This window comes from Bacillus sp. RC51, from assembly GCF_044908115.1.
Lineage (GTDB): Bacteria > Bacillota > Bacilli > Bacillales > Bacillaceae_G > Bacillus_A > Bacillus_A mycoides.
The window spans coordinates 46,084-69,335 of sequence record NZ_JBIYCW010000012.1; the positions used below are offsets into that span (position 1 = coordinate 46,084).

Here is a 23,252-nt window from a genome sequence, read left to right on the forward strand (position 1 = left end):
ATTTACATAAATTCATAAATTATCATAAGCCACATCATAAGGAGAGTTTTAGGTGTGTTGTGGCTTACGATGTTTAAGAAATTAATATCAATAAATTGTTAAAATAAGGAATGGAAGGTGATAGGGAATGGCTGATATTTTAATGCTTGTATCAGGGAGACATTATGTAGAAAATGAGGTGTTCCAAGTAGAAAATCATTATTTATCTTTTGGCGCTGCAGTTTTAGAGAAGCATAATTATGACGTCAAAGTATATGATTTTAATTTGAACCCTCAAGAATATAATATTCAAGATTTGATTAATGAGAAGCCCAAACTAATTATTGTATTTACACATCTAAATAGTTATGATTGGGAACCTAACAAAAAATTAATTGAATTAATAAGTAAAGAAGAGGCTTTTAAAGAGACACATCTCTCTCTTTGGATCCAAAGCCCAAATCATTTTCATGAATATCTTATAGATGGAATAGTAGATTCTCTATATTTAGGTAATATTGGTGAAGAACAATCAATTGTGAGATATGTCAGTAGTGTTTTGGAGAATTGTGTGAAAGATTCTCCAGCCACTGTATTTTTACAAAATGGATCTATTAAAATTAATAAGCCATTACCATTATCAAGCCAAGAAGAATTGAATGAGCTACCTTACTACAAAAGATATCAATTTGAAAACTTAAAGAAAGAAAAGAAGCCATTCAACAATTTACTATGTCTTATTCGAAGTAGCTATGGATGTTATGGGAAGTGTACGTTTTGTCAGGTCCAGTCCTTCGCAGATTTTTACGAACGTTATAATTGGAGAATTATGTCACCAGGGCGCGTAGTAGATGAGATAGAAAATGTAAATAAAGAGTATGGTGTGAAATTTTTTTACTTTGGTGATCCACTATTTATTGGACCAGGAAAAAAGGGGAAAAAATACGCAAAAGAAATTGCGCGAGAAATTATGAGGAGAAATATAGATGTCAAATTTTTCCTTTACGCGCGTGCTGATACTGTAGATGACGAAACAATCAAAATACTAAAAGAAGCAGGATTAACTACCATACTGTTAGGCTTAGAATCATTTAGCCAAACGCAATTAAACAGATATACCAAAGGAACAAAAGTAAAAACTAATATGCGAGCGATTGATATTTGTAAGAAATATGATATATATATACATCCTGGATTTATATTATTTGATGCTGAAACAACCATTGAAGAACTAGAAGAAAATATTGTGAATCTTAAAGAAATTTGTAAGACTAAAGGATGGCTATTTTCTAAACCTGAAAAATTGATAGGTGGGGTGCTTTTTGTTACTGAAGGAACACCATCCCATCTTGAATACACAAAAAAGGGATTTCTGTATAACCAAAGTGCTGAACATATTGAAAATGTTGATAAACATGCTCTAAAGCGAAATCATAGCGAAGCTTTTATTTATCAAAATTCTAAATTGGCTACAATTGCTCATGCATGTGGACTTGTTCGAGGTGAAATAGGACGCCAAATATTAATTAATCAAAAATATAGAACTAGTTGCTTAAAGCGAATTTCTGAAAATCCAAATCATCAACAATCTCATGAAGAGTTAAAGAAATTAATAGAGTGGAATAAATACCTAGCTAAATTTACAGTAGAAACTTTAAGTTATATAGTCGAACAACTAAAAGATGAAGAAGAACACGAAATAAAACAATTTGAAGTTTTAGATAGTGTATGGGAAAGCTTCATGAAATATAATACGTATTTTCTTGGAAAAGAAAAAGCTCTTATACATAGCTTAGAAAAATATCAAGAGATAAAAAGAGAATATGTAACTAATTAAAACAATGGTTACATGGGGTGAAGTTTATGAAAAAGTATATAGCTTATTCAAAAATAGGAATAAAGCAACAGTTAGTATATAAAGGTGATCTTTGGCTAAATGTATTTGGGATGATAATAGCCTTTGTCCTTTGGATCTTTTTTTGGAAGGGATTATATCAAGGAAAAGAACAAATCGATGGAATTTCAATTAGTCAGATGATTACGTATATGGCAATATCATATGCAATATTAATTCCACAATTACATAGTATGCGAATGCGACATCCATTTAATGAGAAAATTAGAAATGGGAATATTGTCTTTGATATTTTAAGACCAGGTAATTTTATAAGGAAACTTTTTTTTGAAAGAATAGGTACAGTTTTAATCTTCTTTTTCTTTATTGTACTTCCAATTTATAGTTTTGTAGTGTTTTTAAGTACTGGGTATATCCCGGAAGCTAAAGTATTCTTATCTTTTTTAGTAGCTACAATAATTAGTATACTTGTAGGTTTCTTTATTAATATTAATTTTTGTCTGCTTATGATGAAATATGTTGAAACAAGTGGAGTTTGGGTACTTTTTAATTCACTGACGTTTTTTTTGGGAGGAATGCCTTTTCCAATTTGGATATATCCAGAAAAAATACAATATGTAATACAACTATTACCACTTAAATTTTTATACTATGTTCCAACAAGTATATTTAATGGAATTATATCGCAAGAGGACGTACTTTCAGAATTAGTGACAGGATTTATATGGATAGTAGTGTTATATATTACAAATATAATTTTATGGAGAGTAATGTTTAAAAAGTTGATAATTCAAGGGGGATAGTAATGTGAGGTATCATTTAAGGTTGTTTTTTACATTGAAACTAGCTCACTTGAAAGGCCGATTTTCATTTCATTTTAACTTTATACTTGAGCTGATAGGGGTATTTTCGTCAGTAAGTGTTTGGTTATTTGGCATAAAATTTGCGATGGTTAAGTATGGAACAATTGGAGGGTGGGAATTTTCGGAAATATTGTTATTGATTTCATTATTCTATATGTCATGGGCAATAGCCTCGATTTTTTGTATTCATGTGGCAACTTTAATTTTTGAAGTAAGAGATGGCAATTTTATAAAATACTTAATTCGTCCAATTTCACCACTTTATTATTATATTTCAAGTAATTTACCCATAAGTACGATTGGTGTTGCTTTATCCTCTATCATTATGTTTATATGGGGAGTTTTATCTATAGGTATAAATTTTACAATAATAGATGTTATTTTCTTAATATATAGTACTATCGGTGGAGCAGCTACAATTGCAGGTACATTTATTTTAAACTCTAGTATGGCTTTTAAACAAATAGATACTACTGAAACATTTGAGAATACAATTGGGGTATCAAAAGAAATGAGTAGATTTCCACTGTTGATATATCCTTGGTATCTGAAATGGATTCTTGTTTTATTAATCCCATATGGGATAGTAGCGTACATACCGATTCACTTTATATTAGGAAAACAATTGGTAGATTTTCCCGATATATTAATTGGTATATCTCCAGGATTGGGTTTTTTCTATTTAATATTCACATGGAAAATATGGAATTTAATGTTACGAAAATACGATGCAACAGGATCATAGTATAAAAGAGGAGTGTGTTACTATGAAGGTCATTCAAGTGAAGAACTTGAGTAAAAGCTATAAGGTACCAAAACCCACAACCAATAAAATTGAAAAAGCAATGAGTTTATTTTATAGAAAGTATAATCAAATTGATGCCGTCAAAAATATTAGTTTTGATATTGAACAGGGAGAAATAGTTGGTTACATTGGGAAAAATGGGGCAGGAAAGTCTACGACTATTAAGATGTTAACAGGTGTTTTAATGCCATCAAACGGTGCTATTGAGATTAATGGTTTTGACCCTTACATTGACAGAAGAAAAATATCATCAGAAATTGGAGTTGTTTTTGGTCAAAGGACACAACTTTGGTGGGACCTTCCTCTTATAGATTCTTTCAAACTTTTAAGAGATATATATGGAATATCGGAACAAGAATTTAGAAGGAAAATATCACAATTTGATGATGTTTTAAACTTGCAGTCGCTTTTAAATAAGCCGGTTCGTCTTATGAGTCTTGGCGAAAGAATGCGCTGTGATATAGCAGCTAGTTTGCTACATAATCCAAAGGTATTGTTTTTAGATGAGCCAACAATAGGATTAGATATTGAAGCAAAAGAGGAAATCAGAGAGTTTATAAAGATAATGAATCGTGAAAAAAAGGTCACTGTTATCCTTACAACACATGATATGTCAGATATTGAAAAGCTTTGTAGTAGAATTATGTTTATTGATGATGGACAAATATTTTTTGACGGTAGTCAAAATGAGCTTAAAGAACTATACGGGGGGATGAAATCTATAAATTTAATTACTCAAAACCCTGTTATCATTCCAGATGAATTTAGGGATGTTTTAGAAATTAATAAAAAATCCAATTATAATATAGAAATTTTTTATTCTAAAAAAGATTTAGAAATATCTGATGTTTTAATACCTTTCTTTGAAAGAAATATTATACAAGAAATGGAGGTTTCAGAAGAAAATATTGAAAGAGTTATCTCTAAATTGTTTAGAAGCTTGGATGCAGCTACTACTAATAATATGAAAATTAGTTAGGAATGATTTTGTTGAAAGATAATAAAATAATGCATATGCCATATAAAGAGTTATTAGATTTCTCACCAAATAGTCACCAACAATTATATAGTTATGTTGATCATGTGGAAAATTTACTTTCTGAAATTAAAGAAGCTCATATTGATATTTATTATAATTTTGCTAAGGATGAGGAAGTTGATATTCAAAAAACAAGAAGACTACAAAAAATTAAAGCCGAATTAATTAATTCAAGTGGTTTTTATAAAAATATAGTAGAGTGTAAATTTAGTAATATAGATGTAAATGTGAAACAGAAAGTAAAGGCACTTAAAAGGTTATATGTTGAACAGCAAGTTTTGAACTCTGAATATTTATTTAGAGTAGAAAAAAAAATAAATTTAATAGCTAGTAATCACTATAAAAAAATAAAACTTACTGTAAATCAATTTGAAAACGAGATGAGATTTCAAGCCAGCGCTTTAAAAAGAAAATGCTTATATGGAAATTTACCTATGATGGGGGGAGAATTAGAGAAGCATATTAAAGAGCTAGTTCAGACTCAAAATCAAATAGCAAAAGAGAATAAATTCGATTTTTATTCTAATTTATTATTAGAAAATCAGGGGATGGAAATCCCAAAACTCAAGGCGTTAATAATGAGTTTTGAAGAACGGACTCGAGAGCTATATACCTATTATTATAAAAAAGAATCTGATAATCTTGGCTTGAAAAAAGTAAGACATTTTGATTTGATGCATTTATTTAGTAGAAAAGAATTTGAACACCCATTACTAAATATAGATTCAACAGAAATAATATTACAAATAAAAAACTTTTTATCTGATTATGGATTTTTGAAAAATAAATCAAATATTCAAATAGAATATTTGGGTAAGTCGAATTTTCCTGCGGTCACAATGTTTAAGAATAAATTTGAGATTAAAATATTAATAAACCCTTCATTGAAAAATCTAAATATTCTAGAAGTTATCTTTCATGAATTTGGTCATGCCCTTCATGCAGAATATATAAGGTATGATAATTTCTTATTTCAAGGAGAAAGTACAGCCTTTACAGAAGGGATGGCACAAACAATAGAATCCCTGGCTAAGAGTCGTGAATTTTTACTTCATTATATAGGACTAAGTGAAAATGAATATTATGAAGCCCTTGAAATATGGAATAAGTACTATTTATTATTTATTAGGCGCATCTGTTCAGCAGTTATGACTAAAATTGAGATATATGAAAATGGTGGCGAGAATATAAATCAAATAAAATTTGAAAATGATCTTAAATTTCTGCTAGTAAATCAGGATATAAATGAAATGAGATGGAGTTACCAGGAATTAATTGGAACTAAAAACCAATATTCTGAAGCAAGACTCATAGCATTCTTTATTGCAAGGTCAATTGAAAGTCAATATAGAGAATTGAATCAAAATAATATAATTAAATTTCGAGACAGCCTAATTAATAGTCTTTGGATACCGGGTGGTTCAATAGAATGGACTGAAAAAATAGAGGAAGTTTTAGGGAATACATTATATATTCCTTCTAATGGGGGATTAGAACTTGGGAGAGGTGAGAACAGTGTCTATTAAGGGTAAAAATATATATTATATTTTAACTGGGGCTAGAAAATCTAAGGAGTCTTATCGATATATAAAGGAGTTATCGGATTTAGGTGCGAATGTATTTGTTATTTTAACTCCTTCTGCGCATCAGATGGTAGATTTAGAGTTGTTAAAAGAGGCCAGTGGAAACTTCATCAGAGATTCATTTGATAAAAAAGACGGTGAATCACTTCCGCTTGAAGATTTAATAGTTATTGCACCTGCAACATATTCAACAATAAACAAAATAGCAGGAGGAATTGCTGATAATTTTGCTACTTCTTGTATTGCAGCAGCAATTGGAAGAAATACACCTATTTATTTAGCGCCTTCAATGAATATTGATCTATGGAGAAGTCCAATTTTACAACAAAATCTTCAAAAATTAATTAAAATTGGTGTGAAAATGATCCATCCTAGAATAGAAGGGTCTTACTGTACGATGGCGTTCGGTGAAAAGGTAAATGATAGTATAATATATGATTTTAATAAAATTAGATTTAAATCAATTCAGGTATTGAATGATGATACAGATGAATCTTTCACTTGGCATCGTACCATAAAGAATGTATATGAAGAATTTAAAGAAGTAGGTGGAAAATTAGTTACGTATGGTTTAACTAATGGTTCAAAGGGGTGTATTAGTAAAAGAGTAGAAAAAGGATTTGTAATCACTTCCTCAGGATGTGAGCTTGGAAATATTAAAATGGAAGAACTTGTATGGGTACAACATGTAGATCATTTAAATAATGAAGTATATTGGAAAGGCATTAATTCACCTTCGAGTGAAACACCTTTGCACTATGAAGTTTATGCTAATACTGAGATGAAATCTGTCATACATAGTCATTGTCCGTCTTTAACATACGCAACTTTTTTAGATAGATATCGAAGCAATTCATATTTAAGATATGGAACTTTCCAATTTGGGAAAGGAATTATACATAAAATGCAATCCCTGCAAAGTAATTTTGCCATTGCTAGAGATCACGGTGAGATAGTGGTAGGGAATACATTAGAAAAGGCCATAGAACATTTAATTAAAATACAATCAGACAGTAGTAGAGAGCTAGAACTAGTATGATGAATTTTTCAATAATTATTACGGGGAAAGAATTGTTTACTGGAGTACGTGATGAAAATGGTTATTGGTTAACGAACTATTTTTCAGGCTGCGGTTATAAGTGTCAAGAAATTAGAATTATTAATGACAAAATTGAATTAATAAGAAAAACTATAATTGATATTTCTAGATGTAACGATTTCGTGATTATTACAGGTGGGATGGGAGGGAGTGATTTGGACGTTACAAGACAAGTGGCTTTGGAACTATCTAATACGCCACCAAAGATTTTAGGGAAAATGTATAGGGATCAAATCAAAAAATGTTATTCAAAATGGAATTGTAGGTGGCCTAGAGGGATTTCTAAACAGCTTGTAGTGCCAAAAGAAGCAGAAATATTCTTAAATGATTTAGGAACTTCGCCAGCTTTTTCAATTTTTATTAATAGTACGATGCTTATTTTCTTGCCAGGGGTACCGAAAGAAGTGAAAAATTTAATTGAAACATCAATTAGTCAATATATATCTATCAAATACAAACCGTATTTAACTGTGAAAGAAATTCATAAAATAGAAAAAAAAATTGAGGGAAAAGCTGAACTAGAGGTTAATAAGAGTTTAAAAGAGCAAGGATGGTTCAATGATAAAAATGTAGATGTACTATTAAGGGTAATAAATAACCAAATAAAGATAACTCTAACCATATACAAGCACCATGAGTATTACAAAAAGAAATGGGAGGACTTTATTTATTCTTTAGAAGGGGGATAAGATGATTGACGACTTAAAAAAATTATTAAATGGAATGGTAGATGAACCAATAGAATCTATTCAATTAGCTAAAGGCAGTTATTCAAATCAAGCTTTTAAAATTCAGTTAAAAAATAAAATTCTCTACCTATGGTTAAATAAGTATCATATTTCACATAAAAAGAAACGCCAAATTTTCATGTTGGAGATCTTAGGTGAAAATGGTCTAATTGTTCCTAAGATATTGCAACATGGGAATTTTCAATATAATAATCAATCTACTGAATTCATACTTACAGAAGGGATGAAAGGATCTAATTTAGGAATATATTTAGAAAATAATGTAGAGAACTTACCAAGAATCTTTTTTAAGATGGGGAAGACATTAAAAAAGATTCATTCTATTAGGACAAATGAAAAAATCGGTTATATAAATGCTTCTACAGTATTCAACTGGAAAGATTTTCTAAGGATACGAATAGATAAATGGATATGTGAAATAAAGAAACAAAGAATTTGTATAAATGGTATGTCTAATTATTTAGTTGTTCTTAGAAAGTATTTTCATTATTTAATAGATGAAATGAGAGAATCTAATAATTTAGCTCTCTTACATGGGGATTTTTATCCAAATAATATCGTAGTTGATTTTGCCTCGGAAGAAAGAATAGGTATTTTGGATTTTGAATGGTCCTTAATTGGAGATCCTATATATGACTTTAGAGTTCTGGAAATGTTTATCTTTCCTCAATTTAAATATAAAGAAATATTTTATCGAGGATATGGTATAAATCCTGAAATTTTTCAAAAAAACATGCTTATATATTTGCAAATATATAAGTTGGAATTGGCGTATCTATTAATTTTATCTACCCCAAACAGAATAAGTGAGTCAATTGAATTTATCCAAGAACTCTATAATACTGCTATAAAATTTATAAGTAAGGAAGATGGAGAAGTATGGAGTATATCGAATTTATTGAATTTATAAGGAGAATTATTAAAAAGGCAGGAAAAATGTCATTAGAAACTAAAAAAAATTTAGAAGTAACAAATAAAGGGCTGAATGATATTGTTACGAGTATGGACAGAGATATTAATTGTTTTTTAGAGAGTAGCATAAATAGGTATTATCCAAATCATAACATAATCTCAGAAGAGAATAATACAGATTTGAGTGTGGTACAGAATTCTAATTATTCTTGGATTATTGACCCTTTAGATGGAACAGTAAACTATGTACATCAAAAAATAAATTTTACAATTGCCATAGCTTTATGTAAAAATAATGAACCTATGATTTCGGGAATTTACGATCCTTCTAGAGATGAATTTTTTTATGCTATTAAAAATAAAGGGGCATTTTTAAATGATAAAAAAATTTTCATGAAACATGAAAACTCGCTACAAGAGTGCTTGCTTAATGTTTGTTGGAATCAAAAAAACAATCCATTTAAACAACCATTTAACGTACGAGGAATCAGGCAATTAGGAAGTGCATCTTTAGAATTAGCTTATATTGCGGCTGGTAGATTAGATATATTTTTATATGACAGGTTACAACCCTGGGACTTTGTAGCAGGAAAATTGTTGATTGAAGAAGCAGGGGGTATTATAACAACAGCGTATGGTAAGAAACTTACTATCAATAATAAAAGCTCAGTATTAGCCACTTCTCAATCTATCTATCAAGAACTAAATAATTATATGAATTTAAAAACTGTGGAGGAATAGAAATGCAAAGAGCAGTTATATTTGATTTTGATGGTATTATTTTTGATACGGAAAAACATGAATATAAAAGCTTTAAAGAGCTATATAAATGTTTTGATGAAGAGTTTCCAAAAGATTTATGGTTAAACAATATAGGCTCACGTCACAAAACTAATCCCTATATGTTTTTAGAAAAAAAATTAGGTTACAATGTAAATATAAAAGAATTACATAGGGAACGTAAAAAGTTGTTCTATTCTTTATTAAGCGATGAAAAACCTAGAGAGGGTGTGAAAGATTTACTAATATCGTTAAAAGCTAGCAACGTGAAAATAGGTTTAGCATCTAACTCAGACATAGATTGGGTACTTAGTTTTTTAATGTATTTAAAATTATTAGATTTTTTCGATATTATAAATACTGCAAATGATGTAACGAATTTTAAACCTAATCCTGAAGTCTATATAAAAACTTTATCTGAATTAAATGTTTCTGCTTCTAATACGATTGCTTTTGAAGATACTCCAATAGGTTTAGAATCAGCTTATAGGGCCGGATTAAATTGTATTGTGATACCAACAAAATTAACGAAAAACTTATTGTTTAACCATGCACATGTTAAATTCGATTCTTTTTTAGAGTTTAATAAAGAAAATTATTTTGAACGCGTGTATATTTGAATTGCACCCTTTGTGTGAACAAAGGGTGCAATTTCAATTATGCAAGGACCCTTTTAGCCAATTTCGCGCTCGATACGCCCCAACAGGAATTTGAATAAGTGACGTTTCTTTTCCAACATCTATCCCGTACAATTGATCGCATGAATTTGTATCAAAACTAAGTAAAGGATGCCCACCCATTCCCATCGCAGTCGCTGCAAAAACGAGTTTATGAACGAGCATGCCAGCTTCCATTTGATGAATTCGATATCCTCTATAACCTAATTTATTTTTATAGTAATCTTTATTTCCGATTACATGTAGACAAAGTGGTACTTGAAAAAGATTTACGTTATCCATCGTCATACTGGATTGCAGAGAATAACGAAGGTCTCCGTACCGAAGTGGCTGTATGGAATGTGTCCTACTGTTATAAGCGTAAGCGCCGTTTTCTATGTCTTTTACGTTATAAAAGCATCCATATAGTGAGACTCGTGCGTTTTCATTTACATACTTGCCATCAAGGTCGTTGTAATAAGGGAAGGAGAGGCTCGCTTCTTGTAGTAAAGTAGCGAGCTCGGCTGCATCCCATTTCGTTAAAATGAAGTCAGAATCAGGTGAATATCGTTTTTTACAAAGTTGTAAAAAATCATATGATAAACGTTCTACTTTAGGTAGCTGCATAGCGTGTGCACTATATTGTTGTCGTTCTTCACAGGTAAATGTTTGGAAGTGTTCTGTTGATTCAATCATAGATGACGCGTTTATTTTTTTTATCATCGGATAGTCATCTACATGTTTTGAACGAACGAAATGCTCATGTGTTAACGGCGGGATTTGTTGCAACAAGTCATGAGAAGTAATGGGTTTATTTTTACGATGATCATCATGAAACCAATCTGTATTCGGTCCTGTACTTAAAGGAATAACAGCATACACACTTTCTTCACCTTCTGACAGTCCAAGTAAATGATTCATTGCCCGATCTAGAAACTGAAAATATACACCATTTGTATAACCAAATTGTTTTGCGCATTCAAGTAATTGACCGATTAGAACACCACTATCTAATCCTTGAAGACGATACGAAAAGTTATTGTATTTAAAGAAGTTTTTCCAAAACATAGTGGATATAAATGCAGCACCAAAACAAGAATGTATGTTACAACGATTGCCGAGTGCTTCTGCAAGATAAGAATCAAAATTTCCTTCACGAAGTAAGATAAGACGGTGGTGTGCGGCGTTGTAATGGTAAATGCCGTCTGGATAATGATCAATTTTTAAATACATATATAATTCATTTGGATATAAAGCACCCCCAGAAGGGATGAATCTTCGGAATAGAGTCGTTGTTTTATTATTTTCTAGGCTAGTAGTAGGCTGACATAATTGTGTTAAACCAAATGAGTACCAAAGATAATGACCGATTTCCTCTAAGTTAGGTTTAGTAGAAGAATTTCGCAAAGTTAATGGGATTTCTAAAGAGAGAGGGATGACTGGTAAATTTCGATATAATTTATAAGGAAGTGGTGCGTCTTCCCAGTTAATCTCTTTATCGGACGACATAATTTCATTAATAGAAAAATGGAGATGATGTAAAAAAGTATCAGGTTGCATCAAATTTCCCCCTCACTATGAATTATGGAAACGGATGCGGATGTGGATTTAAACTTTCATTCGTTAAAGGCTCAGCCCAATATCCAAGTGTCATCGGTACGGTATACACTCTATCCAGTCCTGTAACCCGAGTGAGATGGTGACCGAACGTCATCGGTAACATGCCTGGAATAATTACTTTTACACAATGTAAGCCGTTCTTTTCTATAAGGGGGACCGTTTGATCTACAACAATTACTTCAAGTCCAGATTGATGTAACCTGTTTAAAAGTTGATGAAGATCAGATGTTAAATCCACATCAAATGATTGTAATGCATTCATTTCTTGGAACGTTTGCACCGGAGCATCATCACGTAAAAGGAAGTGAAGACGCTCTTCCGCTTCTTTCAATCCATACAGCATACTATGGTCTTCCATTTGCGAAACAAGATATGGATCTTGTAAACAGTTTTCATATTTCTCTCTTTTTTGTTCAAGCTCTTCATCTGTTATAAGTAACATGCCCGCTATTTCATGAATTGCATTTTTTACAGCTCGAATTGGTTCCATATGTGCGCCGCCAGCACAGACGAGATTCATACCATCTTGCCTTGTATTTTTCGCAATGACCCATATGCTCGGAATACCATGTTCCATCGTCGCGTTGAAAACGTATAATTCATATCCAGTAATTGTGCGTAAGCGTTCAATCATTAATTGCAATTCAGTATCATTGGCTGAACTAAGATCGAGACGGGGAAGAGGTAATTCGGCATACCAAGTGAGCAAAAAGGCGTCACGCTCTACAATTTCTAAAATGCCGTGAAAAATTGCTTCTTCTAAACTACCACCAATGGCACATCCATTTGATGTTTCATACACGAAAGCATCTCTATGACCAAGGCTATAATAAGCGATTGATTCTGGAACTAGAAGGGGCCTGCTTTGTAATAAAGAATATCCCCATACCCAGTTTTGCTCATAATCAGGATCAAACGGCTTAAATGGAAAACTATCACGATTGTAATGTTCATTTGTATGTACACCAAGTGTGAGGGGATTCAGTGCAACATCTTCTAGCTCACGAAAACTGCCATGTACATTTGTTTTTTTTCCACGAGGCGACATACCGCAATAGCGTTCTAATCCTTCTAAAATAGCGGTTGCTTCACTAAGTGAAAATGAATGAGTCCGGCCCGCGACACCTTCATTTCCAAACAGTAACGGCATGTTTATAATGACATCAGCAAACGGTAATAAAGAATGTTGCATTTGGCCGTTTAAAATACCAGTCCGGTAATCTAAATAGTCTCTCGATAAAAATGTGTTTAGCTCATGAATGGAACGACAGCGATACGTTTCAGTACTCGTTTTCAAACTTGGTTGTAAAGAAATTTGCGCTGCATCTGCTGTATCGTCAGGCAAATTGCTGCATACCGGACAGAGAGGGTCTGGAAGAAACGAATTCCGGGTACATTGTAACGTTTGTAAGTCCAGTAAAATGAGTTCGTTTTCTAAAGAAGAATATCCATGAGCTAATATTTTCTCTGTTTCAGCATGAATGAGCTGGCACATTTGTAACATTCCATTTTGGGTGGCGCGTACATCACGCCTCGTCACGTTCTCTGCTTTTAATGCATATTTTCGTTGTAGTTCCCACATTTCTCTTTGATCAAAGCCAGCTATAAACCGGCGTCCATCAGCGCAGTGGGAACATCCAGTTGTAAGAGGCTTCACGTAAGGACCAATAATACCTTCACCAAACGAAGTAAACGCGCGAAGCCACGGAATATTATTTGAGCGAAAGATAAGCTCAGCATCATGATGTACGGAAGAAGGAGACCCGTCATGTAAAACGAGAGCAAGATGAATGTTTTCAGGAAGAGCTTCTGTAATTGTATGCTGGCGGATGAGTGAATATTGCTTACACAATTGCTCATGTACATAGTCTGTGAGTAGGCCATCTCCTATAAGTAGTATGTTTTGAGTCATTGGTCATCCTCCTTTGCAATTAATACTCCATATACACCGTCTAAGCTGTCTCTTAAAAATGACTCAATAGCTAAATCAAAAACGAATGGATACAAGTTGTTTTCCGCTAAATTTTGCAAAGCAACTTGTAAAGACTGTACGCCTGGAATTTCTTCCTCTTCTTGTATTGCTACTCTAACAGAATCCGTACTATATAAAACAATGGATGATTCCGGTAACATATTAGCTTTATAAGGAATCTCTTCATTTTGAATATGAAGGAGTGCCTGTTGCAGAGCATTTCTTAAAGCGAGTGTTATATTAATATTTGCCGCACCATACCATCTATCATTAATACCGATCCAAACGACAGGAAAACCAAGTAACTCCTCACTCATTCCTACTTTAGGTATTTCATGAATTGTAGAGAGAGCATCGTAGTAAAACCTACAATGTTTATCATGAATTTCGGTTAAATCAAGCTCTGTAATCTCTTCTAGCATATGTGATTGGCGTTCATATAACTTATTATTTAAATGTTTTTGGAGTGCTCGGTATACACCTTCTGTCATCGTTTCCCCAGCACCAATACCGATATCAGTATGTTCGGGGATAAGACGATGAATCATTTCAGCTACATATGTTTCAACTCCTGTTAAACCAGCTTCGCGGCGTGCTTCATTATGAGTTAATCCACCGCAAGTTATAGTAGGAAGGGGAGAGGTAGGTCCGTCTGATAATGGATTTGCAACTTGAATATTGCACTGTGATAAAGGCAATTGGTGTAAATCTTGTTCATCCCACATGTGGAATATGCCAGCTTCTTTAGAAGTTAACGTATCAAAAAAACGAAAAAGTTCAGTTGAAGTATATTGTCCGGAACGTTGGGCAAGGTTTTCTTGAAGATTTTGCACCGTATCAATTGTAAAGATTTCATCGGTTGCGAGAAGATGTTTTATGAAAGGGTGCCACTTTCCTTCAAGTGTTTCCAAGTTTAATAAAAAGAATTGAGGATTATGCTGCCTATGTGAATCTTCAGCGACATGTTTAAATAACTCAAAAACGATAACATTTGCTAACATTGCAGATGCAATTGGTGAGAAAGGTTCAGGTGGATTTTCACTTTGTAAAGTAGTTTCGTGTAGACGATGCCAAGCTGATTCCCAGCATTCTTCACGGTCTCTGGTTACGACGGGTCCAGCTAAACCAATTCTTGATAGGCAAATAGCTGGTATGAAATTTTTCTTAAATTCTCTACAAATAGTATGGATTGCTCTTAAACTTTCAATATCTCCATTTTGGGAAACGTATAAAATCCAGTCGAAAGGCTCGAATACTTCATGTAAAGGGCGATCAATTGTAATATCTATTTCTTGAATAAGTACATTGTCATCATTTGCATATGCACGTTCGCTTAGTTCATGAATTCGATCGTAGTTTGTTTCAGCACGATCTGTAACAAGATAATGGAATGTAGGTAAACCAGATTCTAATAAAGAAGAAACTAGGGAAGTAAGCATATCGCCAGAACCAATTATAAGCACATTTGCGGCGCGGTACGTTTCGAATTTTAAAGCGCCTGAATGGGAATCAGCTTCTAAAAACTCAATTTGCGAAGCATATCTGTCGAGTAATGCACTGTTTAATTCGTGGGGAGCATCTTGGCTTACATCACGAATGAAACCATTTTCATATAAAATCTCTCCAATTTCAAATACACGATTTTGATAGGGGAGAGGGAGACCATCGGTTATTTCTGTCAAAGAATGATTACCGTTAAACATAGGCATTAATTTCTCAATCCAGTCATAAATTCCATCACCATCCATACGGAATGAACTGGAGTTATTTCGAAAGTAAACACCCCCGTTTGAATCGGGGAGGAAGAAAGTATCCTTATTTGCTTTAAGTTTTGCATGAACTGGAAGGTTATTCATGTTTATCCCCCTTACGTTTTAGGCATACATTGTTAGTCTATGTAGTGTGATTTGTCCCGTATGAACGCAAAAAAAGCTGTAGAATGATGTATTCTACAACCTTTATATATTAGATTATTAATCTATCATGCCTTTCGAGAGGACTCCCACCTCTAAACGTAAGCGAAGGTGGTGAGGTGAATCGAAAGAAATATTTTATTTTCAAGAAAAGAGAGAAAACATACGTTCTCTTTTGCTGTAATATCCTTAACAAGGAGGTGAATAAAATGACAAAGGAAAATCCATCAAACTATAAAACTCTTCAAATTTGGATTAAAAAAGGGCATCGTATGTATTCTTATTTTCAAGAATGTTGTCATAACGCTAAGAACATGTACAACACCACAAACTTTTATATACGCCAGGTGTACACTGGATTAACACAAGAAAAAGAGTTGCAGCCTTTGCAAAAAGAAGTTCTGGATAATATTCATAAAAATATTGGTAAGATGAATGACACACAACTCCTGGCCTATCAGAAGAAATTGGAAAAAGAGAAATTAAAGCCTAAAGAAGAACAGAAAGAGATTAAATGTAATTTGTTTTCAGAACCTAATTTTGAAAAACCTTATGTAGATTACAACTTTCTAGATGCACTATTTAAGGCTATGATTCAAAATGATTATCGAGCTTTGCCTACGCAATGTAGCCAGTCAATCATGAAAGGGTTGTTCCAAAATTGGAAATCTTTTTTTGCTAGTTTAAAAGACTATAAAAAGAATCCAAACAAATATGCTGGAATGCCTAGGATCCCAAAGTATATTCGTTCTTCTGAAAAAGAGATTCTGTATACAAACCAAGATTGCATCATTAAAAACGGTAGATTTTTAAAGTTTCCAAAGACGAAATTACAATTAAATATTGGGAAACTAGGTTTCACTGAAGGTAAACTGAAACAAGTTCGTGTGATTCCAAAATACAATGAATATGTAGTGGAATTGGTAATTGATGTTCCTTCTGAACAACAAATTATTGAAGAGAATGCTCGTTATATGAGTATTGATTTAGGGATTGATAACCTTGCAACCATCGTAACAAACACAGGTATGAAACCTGTCCTTGTTAAGGGCAAACATGTCAAAAGCATAAATCAATATTACAACAAAATGAAGAGTCATTTTACAAGCATTCTTAGAAAGGGAAAACAAACTAATGAAGGACCTTTTACTTCTAAAAGGATAGAAAAACTTCATCAAAAACGTTACTTGAAAATAAAAGACGTCTTCCATAAAGTTAGTCACCACATCGTAAAACTAGCTCAAGAAGAAGTTTGTAAAATCGTTATTGGTCAAAACAAAAGTTGGAAACAAGAAACGAATATGGGAAAAAGAAATAACCAATCGTTTTGTCATATCCCGCATAATTTACTGATTCAAATGATTACATACAAAGCAAATGCTGTAGGCATTCAAGTTGTTGTAACTGAAGAATCATATACATCGAAAGCAAGTTTTCTGGATAACGACTTCATTCCAACGTATGGAGAAAATGACCAAAATACAACTTTTTCAGGAAAACGAATAAAGTGCGGCATATATCGTTCAGCAAATAAAACTTTAATTAATGCAGATGTAAATGCTGCGGCTAACATTTTACGAAAAGTAATCCCAAATGCATGGACAAATGGGATAGAGGGGTTAGGCGTGAAACAGCTCGCTAATGTGTTAACTCCCTTGACGTTAATCATCCGTTAGGTCGAAACGTTAGAAACCCCCACTTCAAGCTTTGCTAAGTGGGGGAGTGTTCATCAACCTTCTAATAATAATGATTTTGGATCTTCAAGCATATCTTTAACAGCAACAAGGAAGCTAACTGCTTCTTTACCATCAACAATACGGTGATCGTAAGATAGTGCAAGGTACATCATTGGACGGTTTTCCATACGTTCTGCATCAATTGCAACTGGACGTACTTGGATTTTATGCATCCCTAGAATACCTACTTGTGGACTATTTAGGATTGGTGTTGACATTAGAGAACCGAACACGCCACCATTTGTAATCGTAAATGTACCACCTTGTAGCTCTTTTAATGAAAGTTTATTATCGCGTGCTTTCAGACCTAAATTACGAATCTCGCTTTCAATTTCAGCGAAGTTCAATTGGTTAGCATCGCGTACAACTGGAACAACTAATCCATCTGGAGCTGCTACTGCAATACCGATATCATAGAATTTTTTAATGATAAGCTCATCGCCTTGAATTTCAGCATTTAATAATGGGAACTGTTTTAATGCTGCAACAACTGCTTTTGTGAAGAATGACATAAAGCCAAGACGTACATCATGTTTTTTCTCGAAAGCATCTTTGCGTTCTTTACGTAATTCCATGATTGCACTCATATCAACTTCGTTAAATGTAGTTAACATTGCAGATGTTTGTTGAACCTCTACAAGACGTTTTGCAATTGTTTGACGGCGGCGGGACATTTTCACACGCTCAACTGGTTTTTCAAATTCAGTTTTTGCAACTGGAGCCGGACTTTGTTTTGGAGCAGCTGGTGCTTCTTTTGGCGCTGCAGCGTGAGCTTGTACGTCATGTGGTCTCACACGTCCAAGTGGATCTGTGCTACGTACTTCGTTTAAATCGATTCCTAATTCACGAGCCATTTTGCGAGCAGCTGGTGATGCGATAGGACGATTTGTATTTGGTAAACCTTGCAACGCTTTATTTTGTTCAGCACTTGGAGCTGCTGCTTTCGGTGCTTCAGTAGTTTCTTGTTTTGGTTGCTCAGCAGGTGGTGCTGGTGTACTTACTGCAACTGCTGCGCCGTTTGCATCTAAAATTGCGATAGTAGCGCCAACTTCAACTGTATCCCCAGGTTCGCCTAATAACTTCGATACAATACCTGAATCTTCTGCAATGATTTCTACATTGACTTTGTCAGTCTCAAGCTCAACAACACTGCCACCTTTCTCAACTTTGTCGCCTACGTTGATAAGCCATTGTGAAATAGTTCCTTCTGAAATAGATTCTGCAAGCTCAGGTACTTTAATTTCGATCATTTTAAATGTCCTCCCCTTATTTGCCTAACGGTGTGTTTTGTCTTCTTTAATCTTCGGTAATCTCCATTTGTTAGCTCGACTTGGGCAGAACATCTGCCCAAGTCGAGCCAGAAAAATTTATTGTTACTTTTAGTTACTAAAAACTTCAATTTCTTGTTTATCTTGACGGAAGTTGTACTTCACATCTAAAGCGTGTGCAACGATTAATTCTTGCTCAGCTTTGTGAGCGAATGGATCGCCACCAGATGGGCTAGAACGATCCGGGCGTCCAATGTAACCTGTTTTCACTTTATCCCCAGCTAGTTCGAACAGAATTGGAGCCATGTAATGCCATGCGCCCATATTACGAGGTTCTTCTTGAACCCAAATGATTTCTTCTAAGTTTTTAAAGCGTTTAATAATAGATTGAACTTTTTCAGCAGGGAATGGGTACAACTGCTCGATACGAACCATATGAACTTCATCTAGGCTGTACTCATGCTTACCACTTTCGATTTCTGCTGCTAAGTCAATTGCCATTTTACCTGTACTTAAAACAAGACGTTTTACTTTATTTGGCTTTGTACCAAGGTTTTCTTGTTCTAAAGCAGGTTGGAAACGTCCTTCGCTTAACTGACTAGCAGTTGAAAGCGTAAGTGGATGACGTAATAAACTCTTTGGTGTCATAAGCACTAACGGTCGAACAGCTTCTGTTCCTAAGATAGATGCTTGACGACGTAAAATATGGAAGTATTGTGCCGCGCTCGTTAAGTTTGCAACTGTCCAGTTGTTCTCAGCAGCTAATTGTAAGAAACGCTCTGGACGTGCACTAGAGTGTTCTGGCCCTTGACCTTCATAACCGTGTGGTAATAGAAGAACTAAACCAGATTTTTGACCCCATTTTGCTCTTCCTGCTGAAACATATTGATCAAATAATGCTTGCGCAGTATTTGAGAAGTCACCGTATTGAGCTTCCCACATAACAAGAGTTTCTGGAGCAAATACGTTGTAACCATATTCGTAACCAACAACAGCAGCTTCTGATAACGGACTGTTATGAACAGAGAATGATGCGTTAATGTTCGGTAAACGGTGTAATGGTGAATATGTTTCGTTTGTATCAGTATCGTGTAATACGATATGACGGTGCGCGAATGTACCACGCTGTGAATCTTGACCAGTTAAACGAATTGGCGTACCTTCTTGCAAAATAGAAGCAAATGCTAACGATTCAGCAAGTGCCCATTCAATTTTACCGTTCTCTTCAAGAGCATCTTTACGGCGCTCAAGAATTTTCTTCACTTTTGGATATACGTTAAAGCCTTCAGGCCAAGATAATAGTCCTTCATTAATTGCACGAAGTGATTCAATTGAAACACCAGTGTCAATCGGCTGGATTCCTTTTGCAACAACCTCTGGAACTTTAACGTGAATTGTTGCAGCACTCGTATCAGCTGGTGGCACTTGTGCGTATTCAGCCTTTAATTCCTCGTGTATAAACTGAGTAATTGTTTCAACCTCATCTGCATTCAGAACGCCAGCAGATTGTAATTGATCTGCATAAATTGCTCTTACAGTTGGGTGATTTTTAATTTTTTTGTACACTTGTGGTTGCGTAACTGCTGGATCATCCATTTCGTTATGACCATATCGGCGGTAACCGATTAAATCGATTAAGAAGTCCTTTTTGAACAGCATACGATATTGGATCGCAAGGTTTGCAGCAGCAAGACAAGCTTCCGGATCATCAGCATTCACGTGAACAATCGGAATATCGAAACCTTTTGCAAGGTCGCTTGAATATTTAGTAGAACGAGAATCATAGCTATCAGTCGTAAAGCCGACTGCATTATTTGCGATAACATGAATAGTTCCGCCAGTTTGGTATGCATTCAATCTACTTAAGTTGAGTGTCTCAGACACAACACCTTGACCAGGGAATGCAGCATCACCATGAACTAAAATTACGAATGATTTTGTAGTATCTTGTTCTGGAAGACCAGATCTTTTACGATTCTCTTGAGCTGCACGTGCGAAACCTTCAACAACAGGGTTAACGAACTCAAGATGACTCGGGTTATTTGCTAATGTAACACGAGTGCTAACTTCTTCATTACCAACGACTTGTTCTCTACCTAAATGGTATTTCACGTCGCCAGTCCAGCCAGCATTTGCCACTGCACCTTCTATTTTTGCATGTTTGAATTCTGCAAACATGTGATTATATGGCTTTTCTAATACGTGAGCGAGTACGCTTAGACGACCGCGGTGAGCCATACCAATCATGACATCTTCTACTCCGCCTTTAGCACCTTCTGAAACAATTTCATCTAGTACAGGTACAAGCATATCAACGCCCTCTATAGAGAAACGTTTTTGACCAACGAATGTTTTATGCAAGAATTGCTCGAAACCTTCAACAGCAGTTAAACGTTTTAAAAGAGCAGTTCGTTTTTTATTTGATAATGGTTGACGCAATGAATTTGATTCCACCATTTGATGCAACCACGCGCGTTCTTCACTATCTTGTATATGTGAGAATTCATAAGCTAAAGATTTTGTATAAACGTCTTTTAATCTATGAATTACATCAAGTGCAGTGTGAATACCCTCTGGTGCATCTTGCCATACTGTTTTTGCTGGAATCGCTTTCAAGTCAGCATCGCTCAGTTCGTTCATTGTTTTCTCGATAAGAGATTGTCCGTTTGCAGCATCTTCCATCGGATTAATGTGAGCCAATGTATGCCCGAAAGAACGAATCTGTTCAACAAGTTGAACGACTTTAAGAATCTTTTCAATATTCCCTGTGTTTTGAGGAGAAAAATGTGTTGCTGTGTTGTCCCCTGTTACGACATCATCTTGAAACGAAGGAGCTCCAAAAATTTCAAAAAGCTCTTGTAATTCCGGATCAACAGAACCTGCTCCAGTTACGTAAAGATCATACTGTTCAATAACATAACCAAGGTTCGGACCATGGAACTTGGCCCAAGGGTTTGTCGTTGTATTCTTCCTCGTCATTTGTTTAAACCTCCCAATGCATATAATCCTTTTTCCATACAAAAAGGTGCATTTTGCTCTTTTCAATAATTGATGAACCAATAATCAATGTAAATGTTTTTCTTTACTCTTATGTTATTACAATAATTTACATAATACCAAACACTATTACTTATCTGTTTTGTAAAAAAACATTCACAATAACTTATCACCCAAGTTAATCTTTCATGTTATAAAGTAATTTCACGGGAAAATGGGGTGGATATATTTGGTATACCTACATTAATACCTATAATTGTTGCATTTAAATATAAGTATAACTATCAGAATGTTTCGATAAAGTTTAGTTCGAATTATGTATATTGGAATAATAAGCGCTTTCATTGATATTATACAACAATATAACGGAATATAGTATAAAAAATAAAAAATTATGAATTTACCATAAACTTTATCTCGATAGTGTTAAATATCGAAAGGAAAATGAAGGATTTCTACAAAAAAAGTGGCTATACATAAAAAATGCTTCATAAACCGTTAGTTTCTATAAATATGGCGAAAAACAACGTAAAAACAATAGCGCATTTCACCCGATAAAGAGCAGAATGAAACATTTTAAAAGGATAAAACAAATATGGAGATATTAAATTTTCATAAAAATGGGGAGGAGATATAGTAACGGCTATATACATTGTTCCATGTTTCATTTCAAAATAGACGTGCTGAATTTGAAAGAGTTTCTTCTATATAAATAGAATGAAAAATAAACGAAATGAATGTAAAGGAACCTTGACGTAAAGTTTCCTTTACGTATATACTCGGTATAAGGAAGGAGGGAGAAATTTCCTTGGAAAATAAAATGGTCGAATATCGAAAAAAACTTGGACTATCTCAAGAAAAATTGGCTGAGAAACTTGGAGTTTCCAGACAAACCATCATTTCAATTGAAAAGGGAAAATATGATCCATCACTTCCGTTAGCATTTGAAATAGCAAAAACATTTCAGACAACGATAGAACATGTATTTATTTATGAAGGAAAAGAAGAGGGGGAGAAAGGATGAATTATTCACAAAAGTACTTTGTAATTATGGGGATTATCTTTTTAATTATGAGCGGAACTATGATATTAGCAGGTATAATGACGCATTCTGCACCGCCAATTCCAACCTATACAGTACTTGCAATGATGATCATGTGTTTTTGCCTAAGCTACTTGCACCCGCAATTTAAAGAAAAAGATGAGCGAATGAAACTCATTCGTTATAAAGGAATGTTCTTCAGCTTTTTTGCACTAACGGCATACTATCTTCTTTTCTCTATTGGCTTAAACTTAAAAGTAATTACGCTATCTGCGGTTGAACTATTGAATATATTAATGGCACTTACGATGAGTACAGTTTTTATATCGTTTGTTGTTTTATCGAAAAGATATTAAGATGTAAAAGAGAAAGGAAGATTAACAT

Annotated in this window: 18 protein-coding genes; 13 read left to right on the forward strand and 5 right to left on the reverse strand. The window is 33.9% G+C overall.

All coding sequences use genetic code 11. The features are described from left to right. Positions 1-127 precede the first annotated feature (127 nt). The 10 genes from ABH959_RS21310 to ABH959_RS21355 are packed head-to-tail and all read left to right on the forward strand — an operon-like array spanning position 128 to position 10,284. Positions 128-1,816: a B12-binding domain-containing radical SAM protein gene (locus ABH959_RS21310; RefSeq protein WP_113937718.1), complete on the forward strand. Its 1,689-nt coding sequence runs from the start codon at positions 128-130 to the stop codon at positions 1,814-1,816. Between the two features lie 26 nt (positions 1,817-1,842). Beyond that, complete coding sequence (locus tag ABH959_RS21315) at positions 1,843-2,637, forward strand: ABC transporter permease (protein ID WP_113937719.1); 795 nt, start codon at positions 1,843-1,845, stop codon at positions 2,635-2,637. A 4-nt stretch (positions 2,638-2,641) separates the two neighbouring features. Continuing rightward, complete coding sequence (locus tag ABH959_RS21320; protein WP_404491166.1) at positions 2,642-3,442, forward strand: ABC-2 family transporter protein; 801 nt, start codon at positions 2,642-2,644, stop codon at positions 3,440-3,442. Between the two features lie 22 nt (positions 3,443-3,464). Then, positions 3,465-4,481, forward strand: coding sequence for an ABC transporter ATP-binding protein (locus ABH959_RS21325; protein ID WP_181777942.1), 1,017 nt, complete (start codon positions 3,465-3,467; stop codon positions 4,479-4,481). Positions 4,482-4,492: 11 nt separating this feature from the next. Then, entirely contained in the window at positions 4,493-6,067 is a 1,575-nt protein-coding gene (locus tag ABH959_RS21330) for a hypothetical protein (RefSeq protein WP_113937722.1), read from the forward strand. After that, positions 6,048-7,163 carry a class II aldolase/adducin family protein gene (locus ABH959_RS21335; protein ID WP_235661788.1) on the forward strand — a complete coding sequence of 372 codons (1,116 nt, stop codon included), beginning with the start codon at positions 6,048-6,050 and terminating at the stop codon, positions 7,161-7,163. Before ABH959_RS21330 ends, ABH959_RS21335 begins: the two co-directional genes overlap by 20 nt. Further along, positions 7,160-7,912, forward strand: coding sequence for a molybdopterin-binding protein (locus ABH959_RS21340; RefSeq protein ID WP_113937724.1), 753 nt, complete (start codon positions 7,160-7,162; stop codon positions 7,910-7,912). The genes ABH959_RS21335 and ABH959_RS21340 overlap by 4 nt, the downstream gene beginning before the upstream one ends. A gap of 1 nt (position 7,913) precedes the next feature. Continuing rightward, positions 7,914-8,882, forward strand: a complete 969-nt coding sequence (locus tag ABH959_RS21345) for an aminoglycoside phosphotransferase family protein (RefSeq protein WP_113937725.1) — start codon at positions 7,914-7,916, stop codon at positions 8,880-8,882. Next, positions 8,852-9,625: an inositol monophosphatase family protein gene (locus ABH959_RS21350; RefSeq protein WP_113937726.1), complete on the forward strand. Its 774-nt coding sequence runs from the start codon at positions 8,852-8,854 to the stop codon at positions 9,623-9,625. The genes ABH959_RS21345 and ABH959_RS21350 overlap by 31 nt, the downstream gene beginning before the upstream one ends. Before the next feature lie 2 nt (positions 9,626-9,627). Then, positions 9,628-10,284 (forward strand): HAD family hydrolase, encoded by a 657-nt coding sequence (locus ABH959_RS21355; protein WP_404493136.1) that lies wholly within the window; start codon positions 9,628-9,630, stop codon positions 10,282-10,284. A 33-nt stretch (positions 10,285-10,317) separates the two neighbouring features. Here ABH959_RS21355 and ABH959_RS21360 read toward each other — a convergent pair whose 3' ends face one another. The 3 genes from ABH959_RS21360 to ABH959_RS21370 are packed head-to-tail and all read right to left on the reverse strand — an operon-like array spanning position 10,318 to position 15,768. Beyond that, the gene (locus ABH959_RS21360; RefSeq protein ID WP_404493138.1) at positions 10,318-11,880 is read right to left on the reverse strand and encodes a SagB family peptide dehydrogenase; all 1,563 of its coding nucleotides are present in this window, start codon (positions 11,878-11,880) and stop codon (positions 10,318-10,320) included. Positions 11,881-11,902: 22 nt separating this feature from the next. Further along, positions 11,903-13,852 (reverse strand): TOMM precursor leader peptide-binding protein, encoded by a 1,950-nt coding sequence (locus ABH959_RS21365; RefSeq protein ID WP_113937729.1) that lies wholly within the window; start codon positions 13,850-13,852, stop codon positions 11,903-11,905. After that, positions 13,849-15,768, reverse strand: coding sequence for a putative thiazole-containing bacteriocin maturation protein (locus ABH959_RS21370; RefSeq protein WP_113937730.1), 1,920 nt, complete (start codon positions 15,766-15,768; stop codon positions 13,849-13,851). The genes ABH959_RS21365 and ABH959_RS21370 overlap by 4 nt, the downstream gene beginning before the upstream one ends. A gap of 266 nt (positions 15,769-16,034) precedes the next feature. Here ABH959_RS21370 and ABH959_RS21375 point away from each other — a divergent pair, with 266 nt between their 5' ends. Then, the gene (locus ABH959_RS21375) at positions 16,035-17,501 is read left to right on the forward strand and encodes an RNA-guided endonuclease InsQ/TnpB family protein (protein ID WP_404493139.1); all 1,467 of its coding nucleotides are present in this window, start codon (positions 16,035-16,037) and stop codon (positions 17,499-17,501) included. 53 nt (positions 17,502-17,554) lie between these two features. Here the strand turns inward: ABH959_RS21375 and odhB are convergent, their stop codons facing one another. Together odhB and odhA are read right to left on the reverse strand one after the other, a co-directional pair. Further along, positions 17,555-18,811 (reverse strand): 2-oxoglutarate dehydrogenase complex dihydrolipoyllysine-residue succinyltransferase, encoded by a 1,257-nt coding sequence (odhB, locus tag ABH959_RS21380; protein WP_242309898.1) that lies wholly within the window; start codon positions 18,809-18,811, stop codon positions 17,555-17,557. Positions 18,812-18,940: 129 nt separating this feature from the next. Next, positions 18,941-21,808 (reverse strand): 2-oxoglutarate dehydrogenase E1 component, encoded by a 2,868-nt coding sequence (gene odhA / locus ABH959_RS21385; RefSeq protein WP_404493140.1) that lies wholly within the window; start codon positions 21,806-21,808, stop codon positions 18,941-18,943. 826 nt (positions 21,809-22,634) lie between these two features. Here odhA and ABH959_RS21390 point away from each other — a divergent pair. After that, the gene (locus ABH959_RS21390) at positions 22,635-22,850 is read left to right on the forward strand and encodes a helix-turn-helix transcriptional regulator (protein WP_002188807.1); all 216 of its coding nucleotides are present in this window, start codon (positions 22,635-22,637) and stop codon (positions 22,848-22,850) included. After that, positions 22,847-23,224: a hypothetical protein gene (locus tag ABH959_RS21395; RefSeq protein WP_002117153.1), complete on the forward strand. Its 378-nt coding sequence runs from the start codon at positions 22,847-22,849 to the stop codon at positions 23,222-23,224. Before ABH959_RS21390 ends, ABH959_RS21395 begins: the two co-directional genes overlap by 4 nt. Positions 23,225-23,252: the final 28 nt, after the last annotated feature.

Bases quoted from the DNA above. Each gene is read 5' to 3' on its own strand.
- ABH959_RS21310 (WP_113937718.1), top strand. From the start codon at position 128: ATGGCTGATATTTTAATGCTTGTATCAGGGAGACATTATGTAGAAAAT.
- ABH959_RS21315 (WP_113937719.1), top strand. From the start codon at position 1,843: ATGAAAAAGTATATAGCTTATTCAAAAATAGGAATAAAGCAACAGTTA.
- ABH959_RS21395 (WP_002117153.1), top strand. From the start codon at position 22,847: ATGAATTATTCACAAAAGTACTTTGTAATTATGGGGATTATCTTTTTA.
- ABH959_RS21345 (WP_113937725.1), top strand. From the start codon at position 7,914: ATGATTGACGACTTAAAAAAATTATTAAATGGAATGGTAGATGAACCA.
- ABH959_RS21360 (WP_404493138.1), bottom strand. From the start codon at position 11,880: ATGCAACCTGATACTTTTTTACATCATCTCCATTTTTCTATTAATGAA.
- ABH959_RS21355 (WP_404493136.1), top strand. From the start codon at position 9,628: ATGCAAAGAGCAGTTATATTTGATTTTGATGGTATTATTTTTGATACG.
- ABH959_RS21370 (WP_113937730.1), bottom strand. From the start codon at position 15,768: ATGAATAACCTTCCAGTTCATGCAAAACTTAAAGCAAATAAGGATACT.
- ABH959_RS21350 (WP_113937726.1), top strand. From the start codon at position 8,852: ATGGAGTATATCGAATTTATTGAATTTATAAGGAGAATTATTAAAAAG.
- ABH959_RS21375 (WP_404493139.1), top strand. From the start codon at position 16,035: ATGACAAAGGAAAATCCATCAAACTATAAAACTCTTCAAATTTGGATT.
- ABH959_RS21340 (WP_113937724.1), top strand. From the start codon at position 7,160: ATGATGAATTTTTCAATAATTATTACGGGGAAAGAATTGTTTACTGGA.
- ABH959_RS21325 (WP_181777942.1), top strand. From the start codon at position 3,465: ATGAAGGTCATTCAAGTGAAGAACTTGAGTAAAAGCTATAAGGTACCA.
- ABH959_RS21365 (WP_113937729.1), bottom strand. From the start codon at position 13,852: ATGACTCAAAACATACTACTTATAGGAGATGGCCTACTCACAGACTAT.
- odhB (WP_242309898.1), bottom strand. From the start codon at position 18,811: ATGATCGAAATTAAAGTACCTGAGCTTGCAGAATCTATTTCAGAAGGA.
- odhA (WP_404493140.1), bottom strand. From the start codon at position 21,808: ATGACGAGGAAGAATACAACGACAAACCCTTGGGCCAAGTTCCATGGT.